The organism is Trinickia dinghuensis, from assembly GCF_003367175.1.
GTDB classification, from domain to species: Bacteria; Pseudomonadota; Gammaproteobacteria; order Burkholderiales; family Burkholderiaceae; genus Trinickia; species Trinickia dinghuensis.
The window spans coordinates 463062-482891 of the sequence record NZ_QRGA01000001.1; the positions used below are offsets into that span (position 1 = coordinate 463062).

Here is a 19830-nt window from a genome sequence, read left to right on the forward strand (position 1 = left end):
GTCAAACCGAATATCGTACGCTTGGCGAGCCAGTTAGGCGAGGGTCGCTCGGAGCGGTTGCGATTCAGCGCAACTCGTCTATCAATGTCTCGAGCTTGCGAGCATCCTGCGCAAAGACCCGGATCCCCTCGGCGAGCTTTTCGGTAGCCATCGCATCGTCGTTGAGTTGAAAACGAAATGCCGGCTCGTCGACGTCAATCCGTTCGATCGCCTCGTTCCTCGCAATCTGCGGAGTGAGTTTTCGTTCGACGAGGCCGGTGCTGTCGTGAAGCCTTTTCAGCAGATCCGGACTGATAGTCAGCAAGTCGCACCCCGCGAGCTCGGTGATTTGGCCAATCGTGCGAAAGCTCGCCCCCATTACCTCAGTGGCGTAACCGAATTTCCGGTAATACGCGTAGATCCGCCGTACGGACTGCACGCCGGGATCGTTCGCACCGCCGTTGCTAGCTTCGTCCCAATGGCCGCCGGCCCGGCTTTTGTACCAATCGTAGATGCGACCGACAAAAGGCGAGATCAGTTTGGCGCCCGCTTCGGCGCAGGCCGCCGCCTGGACGGGGGCAAACAGCAGCGTCATGTTGCAGTTGATGCCCTGCCTCTGGAGCGCTTCGGCTGCTCGGATACCCTCCCAGGTCGAAGCGAGCTTGATCAGCACCCGTTCGCGGGAAACGCCGGCTGCCTCATAGCGTTCGATCAGATCCACGCCCTTTTGAATCGAGCGCTCAGCGTCGAAGGAGAGTCGCGCATCGACCTCAGTCGATACGCGGCCCGGCACGGTCTTCAGAATCTCGCAGCCAAACGCAACGAGCAGGTGATCGATGACCGTGGCGGTCGCGCTGCCTTTGTTGTCGCGCACGCTTTTCTCCAGCAGCGGGCGATACGCGTCTTTTTGCACCGACTTCAGAATAAGCGATGGATTCGTGGTCGCGTCCTGCGGCTGGTACTGCGCGAGTTCCTGAAAATCGCCGGTGTCCGCCACGACGGTCGTATATTGCTTCAATTGCTCGAGAGCATTGGTCATATCAAGCTCCGGCGCGATGGCGCCATGGATGGAGAACGACTATTTGGGCTTTGGAATGCCGCTCACCTCCGGGGAGGCGGCGGCCTGCGGGTACGACGTCAGCGATCCGACTCGGCCGAGATCGCCAGGGCTTGTTCGATCACACGCTCGACCGTCAGCCCGAAATGCTCGAACAGCACACCGGCCGGGGCCGACTCGCCGAACGTGTCGATGCCGACCACACCGCCTTCCAGGCCCACATACTTGCGCCAGAAGTCCGGATGCGCGGCTTCGACCGCGACGCGGCGCGTGCCCCTCGGAAGCACGCTCTCCCGGTATTGAGCGTCCTGCTTGTCGAACACGTTGGTCGACGGCATGGACACCACGCGAGCGCCTACTCCGTCGCGTTCCAGGGCTTGTGCGGCCTTCATCGCAAGTTCGACTTCGGAACCCGTGGCGATCAGGACGAGTTTTCGGCCCGGGACGTTGTCTGGCCAATCTCTTAGAACGTAGCCGCCCCTTGCAATGTTCGCGATCTGCTCATCCGTGCGAGGATTGAATGCTAGATTCTGACGGCTGAAGATCAGGCACGATGGGCCTTTGTGTTCGACGGCTTGCGTCCACGCAACGGCCGTCTCAACGGTATCGGCCGGACGCCACACCACCATGTGCGGTATGAGGCGCAGGCTCGCGACATGTTCGATCGACTGGTGCGTCGGACCATCTTCGCCCAGGCCGATAGAGTCGTGCGTGAATACGAAGATGGACGGCGACTTCATCAGCGCGGCGACGCGCAGCGCATTGCGGCTGTAGTCGGAGAACGTCAGAAACGTGCCGCCGAACGCTTTGTGGCCGCCGTGCAGTGCGAGGCCGTTGATCACGGCGCTCATACCGAATTCGCGCACGCCGTAGTTGATGTAGTTGCCTGCCGCGCCTCCCTCGCCGACACGCACGTATGTCGCCGCACGCCAGTTCGTGAGGTTCGATCCAGTCAGGTCGGCCGAGCCGCCGCATAGTTCCGGTAGTACCGCGGAGATACCTTCGATGGCCTGCTGCGACGCCTTCCGGGTCGCGACGGTTTCAGCCCGGTCGTTCGCGACCGCAACGATGGCCCTTGCCTTCTCCTCCCAGTTCTCCGGGAGTTCGTTCGCCATGCGGCGCTCGAATTCGGCCGCCTCCCGCGGATACTTGGCACGATAGGCCGCGAACGCGATGTTCCATTCGGCTTCGACCGTCGCGCCTGCTTTCGTCGCGTCCCACGCCGCGTAGATTTCCTGCGGAATCGCGAAAGGTGCGTAATGCCAGCCGAGCTTCTCTCGGGTCGCGGCGACCTCCTTCTCGCCTAGCGCCGCACCGTGCGCGTCGTGCGTGCCGGCTTTGTTCGGCGAACCTTCCCCAATGACGGTCTTGCAGCAGATCAGCGTCGGCTTGTCCGATTCCTTTGCCCTGCGGATCGCCGCATCGACCGCTTCCACGTCGTGGCCGGACACGTCGGGAATCACACTCCAGCCATACGCTTCGAAACGCTTCGGCGTGTCGTCTCGAAACCAGTGAACGACTTCGCCATCGATCGAGATGCCGTTGTCGTCGTAGAAAGCGATCAGCTTGTTCAGCTTCAGAACGCCGGCGAGCGAACACGCCTCGTGCGAAATGCCTTCCATCAGGCAGCCGTCGCCGAGGAACACGTACGTATGGTGATCGACGATCTTCGCATCGGGCTTGTTGAACTCGTTCGCGAGTAGCGACTCGGCCAGTGCCATGCCGACCGCGTTCGCAAGCCCCTGCCCCAGTGGCCCCGTGGTCGTCTCGACGCCTGGCGTGATCCCGTATTCGGGGTGACCCGGCGTTTTCGAATGCAGTTGGCGAAAGTTCTTGAGCTCTTCGATCGGCAGCGCATAGCCCGTCAAATGCAGCAGCGCGTACAGCAGCATCGAGCCGTGGCCGTTCGACAGCACGAAGCGGTCGCGATCGGCCCAATGCGGGTTATTCGGGTTGTGACGCAGATGGCGCGACCACAACGCAACGCCGATTTCGGCCATGCCCATCGGCATGCCTGGATGGCCGGAATTCGCTTGTTGAACGGCGTCCATGGCGAGCGCGCGAATCGCGTTGGCCATTGCCGTGTTCGAGATGTCGGTGGTTTTCATGTTACCGGTGGTGATATTTCGAATCCACGCCGTTAATTGCCGCGACGTTGCTCGCACTCCGTCCGTTTTCATCGAACGAATTTTCCAGGAATGCATCGGCAATGGCTTTGGCCACTTCAGGCCCGATCACACGCGAACCCATCGTGATGATCTGCGCATTGTTCGAGAGCGCCGCGCGCTCCGCGGAATAAGTGTCGTGGCACAACGCGGCTCGGATGCCCGGCACCTTGTTCGCCGATATGCAGACACCAATGCCGGTGCCGCAGACCAGAATCGCCCGGTCGTATTCGCCGCCGATCACGCCCGTTGCAACACGGTCTGAAAGATCGGCATAGAACTCGTTCGGATTCGATTCGTTGCTCGACACGTCAAAGACTTCGAAGCGATCCTTCAGATAGTCGGCCAGCACGCGAGCCAATCCGACTCCGGCGCTGTCGCCTCCAATGGCCACTTTCATGGCGATCTCCTTGAAAATAAGGGTTTGCAAGCCGGCGTCGGGGTCAGAGAACGGCCCCGACGCGCTTCAATATGTCCAGATACCCACTCGCGCTCCACGCCGAACGGCCGATGAACAAACCGTCGATATTCGGGCCGGCGGTGAGTTCCGCGCAGTTGTCCGGGTTGACCGACCCACCGTACAAGCACGGTATGCGGCGACCGAGAATCGCCTGCGCTGCCTGAATGATTTCCGCCTGCCGCGCGTCGGCGTATTCGGGGCTGGCGGGAAGGCCGTGTTCCCCAATCGCCCACACCGGCTCGTACGCGAGCAAAATCGGCGCGGCACGCTGTTGCGGGGCGAGTTTCGCCAGTGCGCCACGAACTTGCGCAGCCAGAACCGCCGTGGCGCGGCCGCTGTGCTTGTCCTCGAGCGTCTCGCCGATACAGATCAACGGCGTGAGTCCGTGGCGCACGGCCGCCTCGACTTTGAGGCCCACGGTGTCGTCGGTTTCGCCAAAATGCTCGCGCCGCTCGGAATGGCCTAGCTCGACGAGGTCCATGCCGCAATCGACCAGCATCGGAGCAGAAATTTCGCCGGTCCACGCGCCACGCTCGGCCCAGTGCATGTTTTGCGCGCCAACCTTGACGCCGGTCTCGGCCAGAATCGATTTGACCTCTCGAATCGCGGTAAACGGCGGAATCACGAAGCGCTGGATTCGAGGATCGTCGGAGCTGGTGAGCATGCGCTCGGCAAACGCCATGGCGTCCGCCAGCGTCTTGTTCATTTTCCAGCTGGTACCGACCCAAAACAGGGAATCAGTCATGATGAACTTGTTGCGCAAGGGAGCTTACGTTTCGCGGCGCATACCGCGCCGGAACCGACGGAAATGCATCGAGCCGTCGGCACGGCGCCGAACGGCACGCGTCCGTCACATCATTTCGACAGCACGAACGGCGAGGTGTACTTCGAAGCATTCGCCTTGGTGATCAGTACGCAGTCGAAAAGCTGCTTCTCGCTCGATGCGCCCGTCTTGCCGGTTTTCAGGAATTGATCCGCCTCCTGCACCGCTTTGGCGGAGAACACGGCAACCGGCTGCAGCACCGTGTACTGCAACTCGCCGGCCCTGACCGCCTCGACCGCGGCAGGCGAACCGTCAAAGCCGCCTACCTTCACGCTCTTGAGCTTGCCGGCCTGCTTGAGCGCCGCGATCGCGCCGAGTGCCATTTCGTCGTTGCCGCTGATGACGCCGGCGATGTCGGGATGCGCCTGCAGCAGGCTTTGCGTCGCATTGAAGCCTTGCGTGCGGTCCCAGTTCGCCACCTGCGAGCCCACCATCTTCAGATCCGGGTACTGGCTCAGCACGGATTTATAGCCGTTCGAGCGCGTCGCCGCGTTGTTGTCGGACGGCGCGCCGAGCAATTCGACATAGTTGCCCTTCGAGCCGACATCCTTGACCCATTGCTGAGCGCCCAGCGCGGCGCCTTGCGCGTTGTTCGAAACCAGTTGCGCCTTGGCGAGCCCCGGCTGGTTGATTTCCGCGTTGACGAGGAACACCGGAATGTGCGCGGCGACCGCCTTCTTCACCGCGCCAACGGAACCGCTGGCGTTCGCCGGATCGAGAATGATCGCGACCGACTTGTTGGTGATGGCAGTGTCGACCTGCTGACTCTCGGTATTCGTGTCGCCTTTCGACGCGGAGACGTTGACGGTGTAGCCGAGCTTCTTGGCCTCGGCCGAAGCGATATTGCCCTCGGCAAGCCAGTACGGATTCGCAGGATCGTTCACGATGATGCTGATGAGGCCGCCGGCGGCGTGAGCCTGGCCGGCGAACAAGGGCGCGGCCAAGGCAACGGCAGCAAGGATGGTGGTCTTTGTCTTCATAGTCATGTGAGGTCTCTTCTTGAATAGGTGATGACGTAGAGCTTCAATACACTTCCCACTTGCAGGTCGTACTGCTTATGCCTTGCCGCCTTGCGGAGAAGCCAGTTGTCCACCGGTCGGCGCGGGACGCTTGACACGGCGGCGATATTGAATGGCGTTCAGCAACACCGCGAGGACGATGACCGCGCCGGTGAATACGGTTTGCCAGTAAGACGAAATGCCGATGATCACGAGACCGTCGGACAGAAAGCCGATCACGAATGCGCCGAGCAGCGTGCCGCGGATGTTGCCGGTGCCGCCCATCAGCGACGCGCCGCCGATCACCACGGCCGCGATGGCCGTCAGTTCGTAGGTCGTGCCCGCCGTCGGCCCGGCGGACGTGAGCTGCGAGGAGAGAATCAGCCCGGCGACCGCGGCACAGACGCCGGAAAGCATGTACACGCCGATTTGCACGTGCTTTACCGGCACGCCGGAGAGTTCCGCCGCGCGAGCATTGCCGCCCGAGGCGTAAAGCCAGCGGCCGAATGCCGAACGATTGAGCGCTATGCTGCACAGCACCGCGATGACGGCCAGAATCAGCACGCCTACCGGCACGTCGAAAAGCCGGTCGAAGCCCAGCCAATCGAAACCGGTATTGCCCAGATCGGCCCTTCCGCCGAGGTTGTTGTACGTCAGGCCGTTGGTCATCAGCAGGGCGAATCCGCGCACGACGTACATCACGCCGAGCGTGGCGACGAACGCCGGCACCTTGAAGCGCGCGATAAGAATCCCGTTGACGAGGCCGATGAAAGCACCGAGCGCGCAGCACAGCACCACGACCACCCAGACCGACGGATACAGCACGACGCCGAACATTTTCAGCGTCACGCCTTGCATGAAGAAGCCCGCGACGACACCCGATAGCCCGAGCGTGGAACCGACCGACAAGTCGATCCCTCCGTTGATGATGACGAGCAGCATGCCGATCGCAAGGATCCCGTAGATGGCCACGTGCGAGGCCATCGTCAGGAAGTTTTCCAGCGCGAAGTAATTGGGTGAAAGACAGGAAAAGATGATGATGATGGCAATCAGCGCGAAGAACGCACGTCCTTCGAGCAGAATCTTGCCAAGGTCAAACCCTTCCGCGCCGAAGCGGTGGGATCTCGATGTTTTGGCGGCATAGCTCATGTTCAATGTCTCCAGGCGTAGCTACTGTCAAACGGCAACGGCTTCGCCCGAGGCGGCCATGATGTCGTCTTTGTTGGCATCCGGGCCGAATTCGGCGGATATCTTCCCGCGCCGCATCACGACGATGCGATGCGCGACGCTCAGACACTCGCCCACTTCCGAAGTCGAATACACGACGGCCAGGCCTTTCTTCGCGTTCTCCGCGAGCAGTCGAAACACCTCTGCTTTCGCGCCGATGTCGATGCCGCGGCTCGGTTCGTCGAGCAAGATGACTTTCGGCTCGGTTGCGAGCATCTTGCCGATCACGACCTTTTGCTGATTGCCGCCGGATAGCGAACGGATCGATGCCCCCGCTCCCGCGGTCTTGACGTGCACGTTGCGAATCGATTCGCCGACGAGCTCGCGCTCGGCGGCAGCCGACATCAAGAGCCCCCTCACGAAGGAGCGGATGCTCGCGAGCGACAAGTTCGAGCCAACGCTCATGGTCGGTACGAGGCCGTCGCGCTGACGGTCCTCAGGCACCAGCACGAGGCCCCTCGCGATGCGTTGGGCGATGCTCAGGGACGCCATATCCTCGCCTTCGAGCAGCACACGGCCGCCCGTTACGGAAAGGTGCGTGCGGCCGGCCGCCGCTTCGAGCAGTTCCGTGCGGCCGGCGCCCATCAATCCATAGATGCAGACGATCTCGCCGGCGCGCACCTTGAGCGATAGATGGTCGATCGCCGGGGCATCGGTGCTGGACTCGTCGGCAACGCTGAGATCGTCGATCTCGAGAGCGGCTTCGCCGAACGCGTAACCCGTGGGCGGCGAGCCGAGATCGAAATTCTCGCCGACCATGTTGCGCACGATCCATCCGAGATCGATGTCTTTCCTCTGCGCCGTGGCGGTGATCCTGCCGTCGCGCAACACCACCGCATAGTCCGTCACCTGCAGCGCCTCCTCGAGGTGATGCGAGATGTACACGATCGACACGCCCCGGCTCGTCAGATCGCGAATCACCTTGAAGAGCACCTCGACCTCGGAGGCGCTCAGCGCGGAAGTCGGCTCGTCCATGATGAGAATGCGCGAATCGACCGAGAGCGCGCGCGCGATTTCCACCACCTGCTGCTGGCCGAGACGCAGGTCCTGGATCAGCGTCATCGGGTCGATCTCTTCCTCGAGATCGGTCATCAGCGCCCGGGTCTGGCGAGCCTCCTCGGCGAAGTCCACGCCGGTCGGCGTACGCAGTTCCCGGCCCATGAAAATGTTGTCGCGCACGCTGAGATTGGGCGCGAGGCTCAACTCCTGGTGAATGATCGAGATGCCGTGATCGCGCGCGTCGCTCGACGAAGTGAAGGCGACCCGCTCGCCGTCGAGTTCGATCTCGCCGCTCGTTGGCTTTTCCACGCCGGAGAGGATCTTCATCAAGGTCGACTTGCCCGCGCCGTTTTCGCCGAACAACGTCGTAACCTTGCCGCGATGGATCTCGAAGTTCACGCCCTTCAGGGCATGCACGCCGCCGTACGACTTGACGACGTTGCGCGCTGCCAGCAGTACGCTGCCCGTCGCTGGGGCTGGGGCCGGTGCCGTGAATGGGGTCGCGGTGCTCATTTGACGTCCAGTTTCACGGGGGTGACGAGCCAGCCGTTCGGATTGACCAGCTGAAATACGCCGACGACCGAGAGGGTCTTGCCGGTGAGCTTGGCCGTATCGATTTTCGACAGGACCTCTTTCTTCATTTCGGAATTGATCGCGTAGCCGGCGTTCTGATAGTCGATCTGGTTGGTGAATTGACCGAAGGTGATATCGCCGGTGTCATCGCGCAGATCGGTGCCGTTGATCGCCGGCCCTGTTTGCACGCGGACCACGAGCGAATCGGGCAACCCGGGCACTTTCACTTCGTACACGCCCGAGTCTTCCTTGCCCGCAACGCCCGTGAACTTCACCGACATTTCGGGGCCGACGCCGCCTCCCGCCACGCCGTACTGCTTGCCCGCGGCATCCGGATCCTTCGCGATGGCCGCAGCCAGCGTGTCGGCCGCGATCGCGCGCTTTTCGATCGCGGCCCGCGTCTTCGGAAATTGCTTCTTTCCGTAGGCGGCCGGCTCGAATTGCGCGGTCTGCGAGTCCGCGCCGGATCCGATCTTCACGAGCTTCGTGCTCATCGCCATCGCAACCAGCAAGATCGCCAGCAACACGATCTCGATCACCATGCGAACGCCGCGCCCGGAGTGACCCTGCATCGATGGGACAACGGTACCCATTAGCGCACCTCCCTTGCATCGGAATGACGGCGTTGCATGCCGTCTGCCCATTCAATCCGCGTCATGTCTCCTCCCGTTTACCGCAGTTACGTTGTGCACCATCGCCGATCGGCAGCCGTGTCGTCGCGCCCGGCATCGTCCGATCTCGTCAGATATTCAAATCGGCAACACCGGAATCGAAATGCGGAGCCCAGAACGCCACGGACTCGGCGATCTGTTCGACCACTTGCCGGTCGGTCGGCTCGCGCTCCTTGAACGACAGCTCGAGGCAAATCTCGTTGTCGCGTCCGCCGCCTTCGCGCAGCGCATCGATCAACGGTTCGGGCTGAATGCGGCCGCGCGCGTTGAACTCGGCGGTGAACGGACGATGACCGCCCTTGTCCATCAGCGACTGCTTGATGTGAATGATCGGCGACACCCGCGGCACGGCGCGGGCCCACGCGTACGGGTCGAAGTCGTCGGGATTGGCGCTGGTGACGTCGCCGTGATCGATGTCGGCCATCATCCACATGGGAATCGCCATGTTTGCCGCGCTCAGCCTGTCTTGCAGCGCCATGCAGGCGGCAATGGTCTCGCCGAACTCCCGGCCGATCGACATAGGCTCCCAGAACACGTACTTCAGGCCCGCCGCCTGCGCGTGCGCGGCAACTTCGGCCCAGGAATCGATCGCGTTCCGAATCAGCGCGTCGCGACGCGCCGGGTCGTCGAAGTCCTTGTAGGTGAAGATGGCGAACTGCGTGCCGATGGCGTCGCCGCCCAGATCCGCCGTGATATCCGCGAAGGTCTTGAACCAGTCGACGTAGTAGCGGCGAACATCGGCGTCCGGGTGGCCGAAGTGATTCAACCGTCCGTAGGGTCCGGTCATGCCCGACGTGATGCGCACGCCGGTTCGCGTCATCGCCGCGCGCATCTCGCGCGTGAGCCTGCGCGTGGTTGCCGCCGGCCATGACGGATTGATGAATTCGTGAGTCAATTGCACATCACGGATTTTCATGTCGTGCGCAATCGCATCGATGAGATCCCCCGGCTCGGCAAAGCGGTTCACCAGTGGATTCGTGTTGAGTGCAAGCGTGAATGCCATGTTCGTCTCGTGTCGTAAGGATTGCGGCGTGGCCCGTCTCGCTCACGCGGATTTCCTGGCAAGGCCGTCGAACCAGGCCTCGAAAGCGGCCTTTTGCGCGGCGCTCATGTGCAAGCCGTGCTTGGTGCGCCGAGTGAGCATGTCGTCGGTCGACTCGGCCCATTCGTTAGCCATCAAATAACGCGCTTCCGCCTCGTAGAAGTTCGGCCCGAACTGCTGGCCCAGACCGGCAAGCGAGGTCGCGCCGCCGAGCACCTGCGCCGTGAGCGTGCCGTGAGTCTGTGCGTAATAGCGCAGCAGCGTGCGCGGCATCCATTCATGCTGCTTTTGCAGGTTCGCCATGAAACGCGGCACGTCGGCGCCTTCGATGTCGCCACCCGGCAGCGTCGCGGCTGCTGTCCAATCCGCACCCATCTTCGGGAAGGTCGGCTGCAGCCTTCGCAACGCGTGCTCGGCGAGCTTGCGGAAGGTCGTGATCTTGCCGCCGAAGACATTCAATAGCGGCGCGCCGCCGTTCTCGTCGAGGTCGAACACATAGTCGCGCGTGACCGCCGACGGATTGCCGTTGCCGTCGTCGTACAGCGGGCGCACGCCCGAGAACGTCTCCACGATGTCCTGCTTGCGCAGCGGATGCTTGAAATAGCGGTTCACCGCACTGAGCAAATAGTCGATCTCGTCATTGGAGATCGCCACGGTTTCCGGAGGGCCGTCCCAGGGAACGTCGGTCGTCCCGATGAGCGCCTTGTCGCCTTCGTAAGCGTTGATGAAGATCACGCGCTTGTCGTGGTTCTGAACGAGGTACGAATGCGGGCCGTCCCAGAACTTCGGCGTAACGAGGTGGCTGCCCTTGACGAGCCGCACCTTGCGCGTCGAATTCGCGCCCGCGCGGCCGATGACCTCCGACACCCAGGGCCCGGCCGCGTTGACCAGTGCCCGGGCATTCACCACGCGCGTCGAGCCGTTGCGTGCGTCGCGCAGTTCGACGCGCCACGCGCCGCCTTCGCGCCGAGCCGCTACGCACGCGGTGCGCGTAAGGACTTCAGCGCCAAGCCGCGCAGCGTCCACGGCGTTGAGTACCACGAGACGCGCGTCGTCGACCCAGCAGTCGGAATACTCGAAGCCTTTGCGGTACTCGTCCTTGATCGGCGCGCCTTCGGGATTGCGCCACAGGTCGAGCGATCGCGTGCCAGGCAGCTTCTTGCGTCCGCCGAGATGGTCGTACAAAAATAGACCGGTGCGCACGAGCCACGCGGGACGATCGCCAGGACTGTGCGGCAGCACGAAACGCAGCGGCCAGATAATGTGCGGCGCGGCATTGAGCAGCACTTCGCGCTCGATCAGCGCCTCGCGCACGAGCCTGAATTCGTAGTACTCCAAATATCGCAGCCCGCCGTGCACCAGCTTTCCGGAACGCGACGACGTACCCTGCGCCAAATCGTCCTTTTCGCACAACACCACCGACAGCCCGCGGCCGGCCGCATCGCGCGCGATACCCGCGCCGTTGATGCCGCCACCGACGATACACAGGTCCACTATGTCCTTCTCGCTCATCTCAGCGTTCCATGTTCGACGTTAGTTCAGACTTGGGGAAGCGGGTCCGGCCGATTCCGCGACTTCAGCAATCGGGCGGTTTCGGCCCATGTCGGCACGAGTGCTTCGCGCGCCTTGCGATACGCCGGAAAAAGTTGCGCATACAACTGAATCAATTCCGGCTCGGGGTGCTCCGGTTGCCCAAGCAGCGGCGTCACCCACTCGGCGATGCATGCGTTCATGTCCGGGTACACACCGAGCGCGACCGCAGCCATCATGGCTGCTCCGGCCGCGCCCGCTTCCTCGCGCGTGGAAATCCGCGTCGGCGCGCCGACCACGGCGCCGAGCACGCCGCGCAATGCGCGCGAACGCGTCGCTCCTCCGGTCAGGCGCAGCTCGTCCGGCATCGGAATGCCCATCGAGGTATAGCAATCGCGTGCCGCCATCCCGAGCCCCTCGACCACAGCGCGGAACAGGTCGGGATAGCGGCTCTCGCTCGTCAATCCGATAAAGTCGGCGCGCGCGTTGGGCTCGACAAACGGTCCGCGCTCGCCTGCGTCCGAGATATACGGGTGATACAGCAGAGAACCAGGCCGGCCCGTTTGCAGCCATCTCTCGATGCATTGGATCCGGTCGCTATGAGACAGGCTCGTGCCGAACTGCGCGAGCAGGTCGCATGCGAGATTGAGCACCCAGTCGACGTTCAGCGTCGCGGCCATATTCGACTGAACCTGTGCCGACATGCCCGGCAACGGCAGCGCAATGACATAGCCCGTGCCTTCCGCGTTCAGATGCACGTTTTCGTTGCGCATCGCCCGCATGTGCATGCCCGTCGATCCGACGATCGAGCAGCTCGCGCCCGCCGCGCCTTCAGTGTGGATGCCCGCACCGAGCGCCGTCAGCACGATATCGACGAACCCGAGACATACGGGCGTGCCGGCCAGCAGGCCCGTCGCATCCGCTGCCTTGGCGGACAGCGGATGGGTGATCTCGGTCCCGTCGATGATCTCGGGCAGCAAGCCGCGCCACGCGCTCAGGCCGAGCGCTTCGATCACCGCATCGTCGTAGCGGCGCGTGCGGAAGTTGCCGTAGGTGAAGCTGGCCTCCGACGGATCGGTCGCACGCACTCCGGTCAGGTTGAGGTAAAGCCAGTCCTTGCAATGCAGCGCAACTTCAGCGCGATTCAATACTTCCGGCGTCGTCGCGGCCATATGCGCGATCTGTGCGCTCTGGTTGCATGCGGCGAGTCCCGTCCCCGTTGCCTCGAAGCGCGTACGGCTCGCCGGCCCCTCCTGCAGCGCGCGCACCGTATTCGCTGCACGCGCGTCGAGCCATAGCCACGCGTCGGTGGCGGGCTCGTTTGCCGCGCCGACGAGCCAAGTACCGTCGCCCTGGCCCGTGACCGCCAATGCTTGCGTGCGTTGCGCCAGGCCATCGACCTTCGCACCGAGATCGCGCAAGGTCTGCGCGCAATCCGCCCAAGTCCGATCGAGCGACTGGGTTGCCGCACCATCGGCCCTCGTCGTGTAACGATTAGGCAGCGAGGCGACAGCAACCTGTCGTCCTGACAAATCGAAGGCGACGGCCTTGATGACCGACGTGCCCGCGTCGATGCCGATCAGGAGATCGCGCGCCGCGTTGCCTGTCACGATGCCTCCGTCGCGGCAGGTTCCTGCTTCAGCGCCAGCGCCGTGGCCTCGTCGGTAATCAAGCCGCTGAGCAAGCCGCTGTTCAGCACGGCGCGGATCGCCGGAATCTTCGACGTTCCCCCGGCGATGGCAACGATGCGCCGGCTCGTCAGATCGTCCAGCGAGGGTGCCACCGTGCGCGCCGCCAATGAAGTCTCGATGCATTCGCCGGCATCGCTGAAGAAGTGCCCCAGCAATTCGCCCTGGCCGCCCTTGCCACGCACTTCCTCGATTTCCGCCGGCTCGATCATCTGCGACGCCACGAGTTGCGCGTCCGCGTCCACCGCTCCGATCCCGACGACCATCAAGTCCGAATGCGCCGCGAGATCGAACACTTCGCGCACGCCGCGCTGCGAGAGCAGCACTTCACGATCCTCGGCGGTATTCGCGAAAAACGGCAGCGGCAGCACGTACGACACCGCACCTGTCTGATCGGCGAGCTTGTGGATGACGTCATACGGGTTCGCGGTGTACTTGCGCGTCACGCCGCCGAGCAGCGAGACGAAGCGCACCGTGCCCGCATCCATGCGCGGAATATTCGCCACCACGGCGGCCAGCGTGCGCCCGTGCCCAATGCCGATGACGCCGTCTTGACGCGCGGCGATCTCGCGCTGCATGAAATAGGCCCCCGCGACGCCGAGCGCGCGCAACGGCAGTTCGCCTTCGTGCAGATCCGGCACCACTTCGCAATAGCTCAGGCCATAGCGCTGGGCCAATTCGGCTTCGAGCACGACGCACTCGGCAACGTCGCCGTCGATCGTGAACTTGATCGCACCGCTCTGGTTGGCGCGCGTAATCAGCCGATGCGCCTTGACGCTGCTTACGCCGAGACGCGAAGCGACATCGGCCTGGGTCTGCCCGGCCGCGTAGTGCAGCCACGCCGCTCGTATTGCAAGACTGTCCTCGGCATCCCGCTTTCCAGCGATCTTCGTCATGGTTTCTCCAAGTGCGCTCGAAAGTGATATTTTTTGCGAGTACTGAAATTTATTTCATTGCGCCTAAGATAAACATCCGAGTCGTCGCTTGCCATCCGCTTTAACCCTAGATAGGGTCGGCGGCCCAAGGGAACCTGAAGTCAAATGTCTGACCGATCCCCGCATCGTCACACATCCGGGTAATCCCCAATTTCTAGCGCTCCAAACCAAGATCTAGCATTGCTCCGTGATTTTTATAGAACGTTGTTCTGTTAGATAGAACGACACGAGCGATGAGATTCCAATGGCTTCACTTCCTCTTTCCGGCATTCGTGTCCTGGACTTGTCCAACGTCTTGTCTGGACCGTTTTGCACGTACCAACTCGCGCTGCTCGGTGCCGACGTCCTCAAGATCGAGAACCCGGACGGCGGAGATCTCGCCCGCCGCTTGGGCGCCGACCCCCAAGCATCGGCGCGCAACATGGGGGCGTCGTTCGTCGCGGTGAACGCGGGCAAGGAATCGATGACGCTCAATCTCAAGCACGCAGCCGGCAAGGAGATACTGCGCAGGCTCGTGGCCGAGACGGATGTGCTCGTCGAAAACTTCCGCCCCGGCGTGATGGATCGCCTGGGGCTCAGCGCGCAGTCGCTGCTCGCCGTGAATCCACGCCTCGTCTACTGCGCGATCTCCGGGTTCGGCAACGATGGGCCGCTCGCACATAGGCCCGCCTACGACCAGATCATTCAAGGCATGTCCGGGGCGATGAGCGTCACCGGCGGCCCCGATACCGCACCGCTGCGCGTCGGCTATCCCGTGGCCGATACCGTGGGCGGCATGAGCGCGGCGCTCGCCATCTGCGCGGCGGTGCTCGCCGCGCAACGCACCGGCGAAGGAAGGATCATCGACGTGTCGATGCTCGAAGCCACCATGTCGACGATGGGCTGGGTCGTATCGAATTACCTGAACGCAGGCGTCGAGCCCACGCCCATGGGCAACGAGAATTTCACCGCGGCCCCCTCGGGCACTTTTGCTTGCGGCGAAGGCAAGTTGAACATCGCTGCGAACGAAACGAAGCAATTCATCGCGCTATGCGAAGTCATCGGCCGCCCCGAGCTCGCCCAAGACGAACGATTCCGCGAGCGCGATACACGCAAGCGGCATCGCGCCGAACTCAAGCGTGAGATCGAGGCTGCGCTACGGACCGATAGCGCCGCCAATTGGGAAGCTCGCCTGATCGCAGTAGGCGTGCCGGTGGGGCTCGTCTTGAGCGTGCCCGATGCCGTGCGCCAACCGCAGATCGCCGGCCGTCAATTCATTCGCGAATTCGAAGACGGCGAGACAGTGCAGCGTGTCACACGCTCAGGCTTTCGCTTGATCGATGCGCAGGGCAAGCCGTCTTCAGGCGGACCCGCCAAGCGCGCACCACGTTTGTCCGAGCACACACAAGCGCGCCTGGAGCGGCTTGCATTCGATGCCGAGACGATCGCACGACTAAGAGACGAAGGCGCGATCTGATTGATCCGACCTGACGCTTCGAGACACCGAACAGGAAAAGGAATAGGAGGAAGACTTGAAACCGACCATTGCCGCGGGAGCGATCCCGCCGGTGCAGACCGCATCGACACGAACGAGAACCCTGGCAGCCGACCACGAACCCGCCGCTCGCGCAATCGTGGCCCGACTGGATCGGCTGCCCGCCACGCGCCATATCTGGAGCATCGTATTGCTGCTGTCGCTGGGCGGCTGCTTCGAGTTCTATGACCTATTCATGACCGGCTATATCGCGCCGGGCCTGATCGCAAGCGGACTGTTCGCCAAGGCCTCCACGTCGATCTTCGCGCTGAACAGCATCGCTTCGTTCGTGGCGGCAACGTTCACGGGACTCTTTATCGGAACGTTGGGGCTCGGCTTTCTAGCCGACCGCTTCGGGCGTCGGCGCATTTTCGTCGTCGCCTTGCTCGCCTATACCGCGGCCAGCGTGTTGATGGCGTTCCAGCAAAGTGCGCTCGGCGTGAACGTGTTCCGCTTGCTCGCCGGCATCGGGCTCGGCGTCGAAATGGTGACGATCAATACCTATGTCGCCGAATTGATGCCGAAGAACTTAAGGGGCCGCGCGTTCGCGATCACTCAAATCGTGCCTTACTGCGCCGTGCCGGCAGTCGCGCTGATGTCGTGGTGGCTCGTGCCGATGCACCCGCTCGGCATCGACGGCTGGCGCTGGGTCGTGCTCGCGAGTGCAGCGGGCGCGGCACTGGTCTGGCTGATTCGGCTCGGCATCCCCGAAAGCCCGCGTTGGCTGGTGACGCAAGGACGGCTAGACGAGGCAGCGCGCGTAACGGAAAAAATCGAGCGTATCGTCGCGCGTCAGCATGGCGGAGCATTGCCGGAGCCCGCGCCTCAAGAACACGCCGCGCCGACGATCGAGCGGCGCTTCCGCGACGTGTTGAAAGCGCCGTATCTGAACCGCACGGTCATGTTGTCGTTATTCAATGCGATCCAAGTGATCGGCTTTTACGGCTTCAGCAACTGGATTCCGTCGCTGCTGGCGAGCAAGGGCTTTGGCCTCGTCCATAGCCTGCAGTATTCGTTCATGATGTCCATCGCGTTGCCGTTCGGCCCGGCCCTCTTCTTCTACTTTGCCGACAAGGTCGAACGCAAATGGAGTCTCGTCGGCGCGGCGGGGGCCGCCGCCGCGTTCGGCCTGCTGTTCGCGAATCAGACCGGAGCGGCCGGGCTCATCGCCTTCGGGCTGTTCATGAACCTCTCGCTCACGATCATGAGCTACTCGTTCCAAACGTATCAGTCGGAGTTGTATCCGACCGAAATCCGCGCACGTGCTATCGGCTTCGTCTATTCGTGGAGCCGGCTCAGCGCGATCTTTTCAGGCTTCGTCGTCGCGTTCTTTCTGCGCGACTTCGGTGCGTCGGGCGTGTTCTACATGATCACCGGCTGCATGGTGCTCGTGATGCTGCTGATCGGCATCATGGGACCGTCGACGAAAGGCCTTGCGCTCGAAGACATCAATCGCTGACTGCAATTAGGAATCCTCTATGACTCATACCGATGATTTCGGATCGCTCGCCGCCGACTATTGGCGCACCTCGATCGTCGACATCCACCCGGGCTCGATTCGCGTGCGCGGCTATCCGATTCAGGAGCTGATCGGCGCAATCAGCTTCCCGCAAATGATCTGGCTGATGCTGCGCGGCGAGTTGCCTTCGCCGGGACAGGCGCGCCTATTGGAGGCGGCGCTCGTCGCTTCCGTCGATCACGGCCCGCACGCGCCGTCGATCGCCATTTCCCGCATGGCCGTCAGTTGCGGCTTGCCGTTGAACGGCGCAATGGCTTCGGCACTCAATACGCTCGACGATGTCCATGGCGGCGCCGGACAGCAAGCGGTCGAACTCTTTCATGCGATCGAACGCGAGCAAGCGCAAGGGGCGACGCTCGAGGCCGCCGTCGAACAATCGATCGATGCGTTCATCGCCGAAAACGGCAAGTACCTGCCTGGTTTCGGACATCGATTCCATCCCGTCGATCCGCGCGCGGGCCGGCTGCTGGCGATGGTCGACGAAGCCGCGGCCGAGCGCGTCGTGCCCGGACACTATGCCGCGATCGCACGCGGCATCGAGGCCTTGTTGAAAACGCGCAAAGGCCGCTCGATTCCGATGAACATCGACGGCGCAACGGCGGTCATCTATGCCGAACTCGGCTTCGAGCCCGAACTCGCGCGCGGCGTATTCTGCCTTTCGCGCGCGGTCGGCATTCTGTCGCATGCGTGGGAGCAGAAAGGGCGAGCCGAACGCAACAAAGGCCCGATGCCGCGTCAAATGCCCTATCGATATACGGGCAAGGCCGAGCGTCATTACCCCGGAGACGATCAATGAGCTGGCACCCTACACCGCGGCTCATCGGAACGACCGTCCACACGGGGATGCCCGACGCATTGCGCAAGCACGGTGTCGTCACGGATTGGTCGCGCGCCAACAAGGGCGGCGAGGCGATCGACTGCTTCATCGAAGGACCGTGCTTCGATCCCGAGGGCAATCTCTATGTCGTGGATATTCCGCATGGGCGAATCTTTCAAATTTCGCCGTCGCTCGAATGGCGCGAGATCGTGAATTACGATGGCGAACCCAACGGTCTAGCCTGGCATCCGGAACATCGCCTCATCATCGCCGATTACAAGAACGGCGTGATGAAACTCGATCCGGCACGCGGCGAAGCGCAGCCATTGCTCACGCGGCGCAACAGCGAGCGCTTCAAGGGCATCAACGATCTCATCGTGGCCCGCAACGGCGATATCTATTTCACGGATCAAGGGCAGACGGGTCTGCACGATCCGACGGGCCGGGTCTTTCGCTTGACGGCGGCAGGCCGCCTCGATTGCCTGATCGACAACGGCCCCAGTCCGAACGGTCTCGTGCTCGATGCGAAGGAAAAGGTGCTGTTCGTCGCGATGACGCGCGACAACTCGATATGGCGCATGCCGCTGCTGCCCGACGGCAGCACGAGCAAGGTCGGGCGCTTCGCTCAGTTTTACGGCACCAGCGGCCCGGACGGCTTGACGATGGACACCCAGGGCAACTTGTTCGTCGCTCATGCGTCCCTTGGCGCCGTCTTCGTGCTCAACGCGCACGGCGAAGGCATCGCGAAGATCGAATCGTGCGCGGGCCGCACGATCACCAACGTCACCTTCGGCGGCCCGCAAGGGCAAACGCTTTTCATCACCGATTCGAGTACCGGGGCGGTATTGCGCACCGATTGGAGCGAGCCGGGCATCGCGAAGTAAAATGACGCTCCGTCAGGCATAACGCCCGGAGCGCGAGGTAGGCAATGCGCGCCGCGCGGCCGGGTTCGCCCGGGTTGTGCCGCGCCATTTCCGACTTCCCGCTATCCATGGCTGCTTCTTCGAATCGCCCCTCCGCCGATGCCGTTGCCGCGCCGTCGACATCGCCCGATGGCGTTGCCGCGCTCGATCGCGCCTTCGCGATCCTGTTCGCGTTCCGCCCCGACGACAAGGGGCTGTCGCTCGCGGAGCTCGCGACACGCACGGGGCTCTATAAAAGCACGATCCTGCGGTTGATCGCGTCGCTCACCCATCATCGCATGCTGCTGCGCTCCGACGACGGCCGCTATTTCGTCGGCCCCGGCGCATTGCAACTCGGTGCGCTCTTTCAACGCGGCCTTCAACTGGGCGACGTGATCTTGCCGTTGATGCGCGGGTTGCGCGACGAAAGCGGCGAAAGCATTTCGTTCTACGTCAGGCAGCAGAACCTGCGCGTGTGCCTGCATCGGGTGGATTCGACGCATGCGGTTCGCGACCATGTCCGCGAGGGCGACGTGCTGCCGATGGACAAAGGATCGGGTGGCCGCGTACTGACCGCATTCGGAGGCGCGCACGGCCAACTTTATGAAACGATCAGACGGGAAGGCTACTACCTCTCGATCGGCGAGCGCGATGCGGAAACGGCCGGGATTTCGACGCCGGTGTTTTCAGCAGGGCAACCGCTCGCTGGCGTGCTGACGCTCGCGGGACCGCGCTCGCGGGTCGACGAGGTGTTGTTGAGGCGGATGCGCCGGCCGATGGTCGAGACGTCGATTCGCGCGAGCGAATTGCTCGGGGGCGACGCGGCACCGCTACGTGCCGCGCTCGCCATACTCGATACGGGGAAAGGGCGCTAGGTGGCAATAAAGGCGATATCGCCGATCCGCGCCCCCACACCCGCCTGCGGATAGAAC

17 protein-coding genes are annotated in these 19830 nt (G+C 62.9%); 5 read left to right on the top strand and 12 right to left on the bottom strand.

Annotated elements, in window-relative coordinates; genetic code table 11:
* Positions 1-64: 64 nt before the first annotated feature.
* The 12 genes from tal to DWV00_RS02090 all read right to left on the bottom strand — a co-directional run bounded on the left by tal (position 65) and on the right by DWV00_RS02090 (position 14108).
* Positions 65-1018 (bottom strand): transaldolase, encoded by a 954-nt coding sequence (tal, locus tag DWV00_RS02035; protein ID WP_115531848.1) that lies wholly within the window; start codon positions 1016-1018, stop codon positions 65-67.
* Positions 1019-1116: 98 nt separating this feature from the next.
* Positions 1117-3144: a transketolase gene (gene tkt / locus DWV00_RS02040; protein WP_115531849.1), complete on the bottom strand. Its 2028-nt coding sequence runs from the start codon at positions 3142-3144 to the stop codon at positions 1117-1119.
* A 1-nt stretch (position 3145) separates the two neighbouring features.
* Positions 3146-3601, bottom strand: coding sequence for a D-erythrulose-4-phosphate isomerase (derI, locus tag DWV00_RS02045; RefSeq protein ID WP_115531850.1), 456 nt, complete (start codon positions 3599-3601; stop codon positions 3146-3148).
* Positions 3602-3644: 43 nt separating this feature from the next.
* On the bottom strand, positions 3645-4424 hold the full coding sequence (locus tag DWV00_RS02050; RefSeq protein WP_245964677.1) for a triose-phosphate isomerase: 780 nt from the start codon (positions 4422-4424) through the stop codon (positions 3645-3647).
* A gap of 92 nt (positions 4425-4516) precedes the next feature.
* Entirely contained in the window at positions 4517-5470 is a 954-nt protein-coding gene (locus tag DWV00_RS02055; protein WP_115531851.1) for a D-ribose ABC transporter substrate-binding protein, read from the bottom strand.
* Between the two features lie 69 nt (positions 5471-5539).
* On the bottom strand, positions 5540-6631 hold the full coding sequence (locus tag DWV00_RS02060; protein WP_115531852.1) for an ABC transporter permease: 1092 nt from the start codon (positions 6629-6631) through the stop codon (positions 5540-5542).
* 27 nt (positions 6632-6658) lie between these two features.
* Complete coding sequence (locus DWV00_RS02065; RefSeq protein WP_115531853.1) at positions 6659-8221, bottom strand: sugar ABC transporter ATP-binding protein; 1563 nt, start codon at positions 8219-8221, stop codon at positions 6659-6661.
* Entirely contained in the window at positions 8218-8874 is a 657-nt protein-coding gene (locus DWV00_RS02070; RefSeq protein ID WP_245964678.1) for a DUF2291 family protein, read from the bottom strand. The genes DWV00_RS02065 and DWV00_RS02070 overlap by 4 nt, the downstream gene beginning before the upstream one ends.
* 148 nt (positions 8875-9022) lie before the next feature.
* Positions 9023-9955 carry a TIM barrel protein gene (locus DWV00_RS02075; RefSeq protein WP_115531855.1) on the bottom strand — a complete coding sequence of 311 codons (933 nt, stop codon included), beginning with the start codon at positions 9953-9955 and terminating at the stop codon, positions 9023-9025.
* A 42-nt stretch (positions 9956-9997) separates the two neighbouring features.
* Entirely contained in the window at positions 9998-11506 is a 1509-nt protein-coding gene (locus DWV00_RS02080) for a glycerol-3-phosphate dehydrogenase (protein WP_115531856.1), read from the bottom strand.
* Between the two features lie 26 nt (positions 11507-11532).
* The gene (locus tag DWV00_RS02085) at positions 11533-13134 is read right to left on the bottom strand and encodes an FGGY-family carbohydrate kinase (protein WP_115531857.1); all 1602 of its coding nucleotides are present in this window, start codon (positions 13132-13134) and stop codon (positions 11533-11535) included.
* A complete protein-coding gene (locus DWV00_RS02090; RefSeq protein ID WP_115531858.1) occupies positions 13131-14108 on the bottom strand; it encodes a sugar-binding transcriptional regulator in 978 nt (325 codons plus the stop codon). Before DWV00_RS02090 ends, DWV00_RS02085 begins: the two co-directional genes overlap by 4 nt.
* A 283-nt stretch (positions 14109-14391) precedes the next feature.
* Between DWV00_RS02090 and DWV00_RS02095 the strand changes: the two genes are divergently transcribed.
* From DWV00_RS02095 to DWV00_RS02115, 5 genes are all read left to right on the top strand, one after another.
* Complete coding sequence (locus DWV00_RS02095; RefSeq protein ID WP_115531859.1) at positions 14392-15603, top strand: CaiB/BaiF CoA transferase family protein; 1212 nt, start codon at positions 14392-14394, stop codon at positions 15601-15603.
* A 55-nt stretch (positions 15604-15658) separates the two neighbouring features.
* Complete coding sequence (locus DWV00_RS02100) at positions 15659-17119, top strand: MFS transporter (RefSeq protein ID WP_245964679.1); 1461 nt, start codon at positions 15659-15661, stop codon at positions 17117-17119.
* 19 nt (positions 17120-17138) lie between these two features.
* Complete coding sequence (locus DWV00_RS02105; protein ID WP_115531860.1) at positions 17139-17975, top strand: citryl-CoA lyase; 837 nt, start codon at positions 17139-17141, stop codon at positions 17973-17975.
* Positions 17972-18880 (top strand): SMP-30/gluconolactonase/LRE family protein, encoded by a 909-nt coding sequence (locus DWV00_RS02110; protein ID WP_115531861.1) that lies wholly within the window; start codon positions 17972-17974, stop codon positions 18878-18880. Before DWV00_RS02105 ends, DWV00_RS02110 begins: the two co-directional genes overlap by 4 nt.
* Before the next feature lie 107 nt (positions 18881-18987).
* The gene (locus DWV00_RS02115) at positions 18988-19773 is read left to right on the top strand and encodes an IclR family transcriptional regulator (RefSeq protein ID WP_115532228.1); all 786 of its coding nucleotides are present in this window, start codon (positions 18988-18990) and stop codon (positions 19771-19773) included.
* Positions 19774-19830: the final 57 nt, after the last annotated feature.

What these genes read in the sequence shown, in the direction of transcription:
- tal (WP_115531848.1), bottom strand. Translation starts at nt 1,018, where the DNA reads ATGACCAATGCTCTCGAGCAATTGAAGCAATATACGACCGTCGTGGCG.
- tkt (WP_115531849.1), bottom strand. Translation starts at nt 3,144, where the DNA reads ATGAAAACCACCGACATCTCGAACACGGCAATGGCCAACGCGATTCGC.
- derI (WP_115531850.1), bottom strand. Translation starts at nt 3,601, where the DNA reads ATGAAAGTGGCCATTGGAGGCGACAGCGCCGGAGTCGGATTGGCTCGC.
- DWV00_RS02055 (WP_115531851.1), bottom strand. Translation starts at nt 5,470, where the DNA reads ATGACTATGAAGACAAAGACCACCATCCTTGCTGCCGTTGCCTTGGCC.
- DWV00_RS02060 (WP_115531852.1), bottom strand. Translation starts at nt 6,631, where the DNA reads ATGAGCTATGCCGCCAAAACATCGAGATCCCACCGCTTCGGCGCGGAA.
- DWV00_RS02065 (WP_115531853.1), bottom strand. Translation starts at nt 8,221, where the DNA reads ATGAGCACCGCGACCCCATTCACGGCACCGGCCCCAGCCCCAGCGACG.
- DWV00_RS02070 (WP_245964678.1), bottom strand. Translation starts at nt 8,874, where the DNA reads ATGGGTACCGTTGTCCCATCGATGCAGGGTCACTCCGGGCGCGGCGTT.
- DWV00_RS02075 (WP_115531855.1), bottom strand. Translation starts at nt 9,955, where the DNA reads ATGGCATTCACGCTTGCACTCAACACGAATCCACTGGTGAACCGCTTT.
- DWV00_RS02080 (WP_115531856.1), bottom strand. Translation starts at nt 11,506, where the DNA reads ATGAGCGAGAAGGACATAGTGGACCTGTGTATCGTCGGTGGCGGCATC.
- DWV00_RS02090 (WP_115531858.1), bottom strand. Translation starts at nt 14,108, where the DNA reads ATGACGAAGATCGCTGGAAAGCGGGATGCCGAGGACAGTCTTGCAATA.
- DWV00_RS02095 (WP_115531859.1), top strand. Translation starts at nt 14,392, where the DNA reads ATGGCTTCACTTCCTCTTTCCGGCATTCGTGTCCTGGACTTGTCCAAC.
- DWV00_RS02105 (WP_115531860.1), top strand. Translation starts at nt 17,139, where the DNA reads ATGACTCATACCGATGATTTCGGATCGCTCGCCGCCGACTATTGGCGC.
- DWV00_RS02110 (WP_115531861.1), top strand. Translation starts at nt 17,972, where the DNA reads ATGAGCTGGCACCCTACACCGCGGCTCATCGGAACGACCGTCCACACG.
- DWV00_RS02115 (WP_115532228.1), top strand. Translation starts at nt 18,988, where the DNA reads ATGGCTGCTTCTTCGAATCGCCCCTCCGCCGATGCCGTTGCCGCGCCG.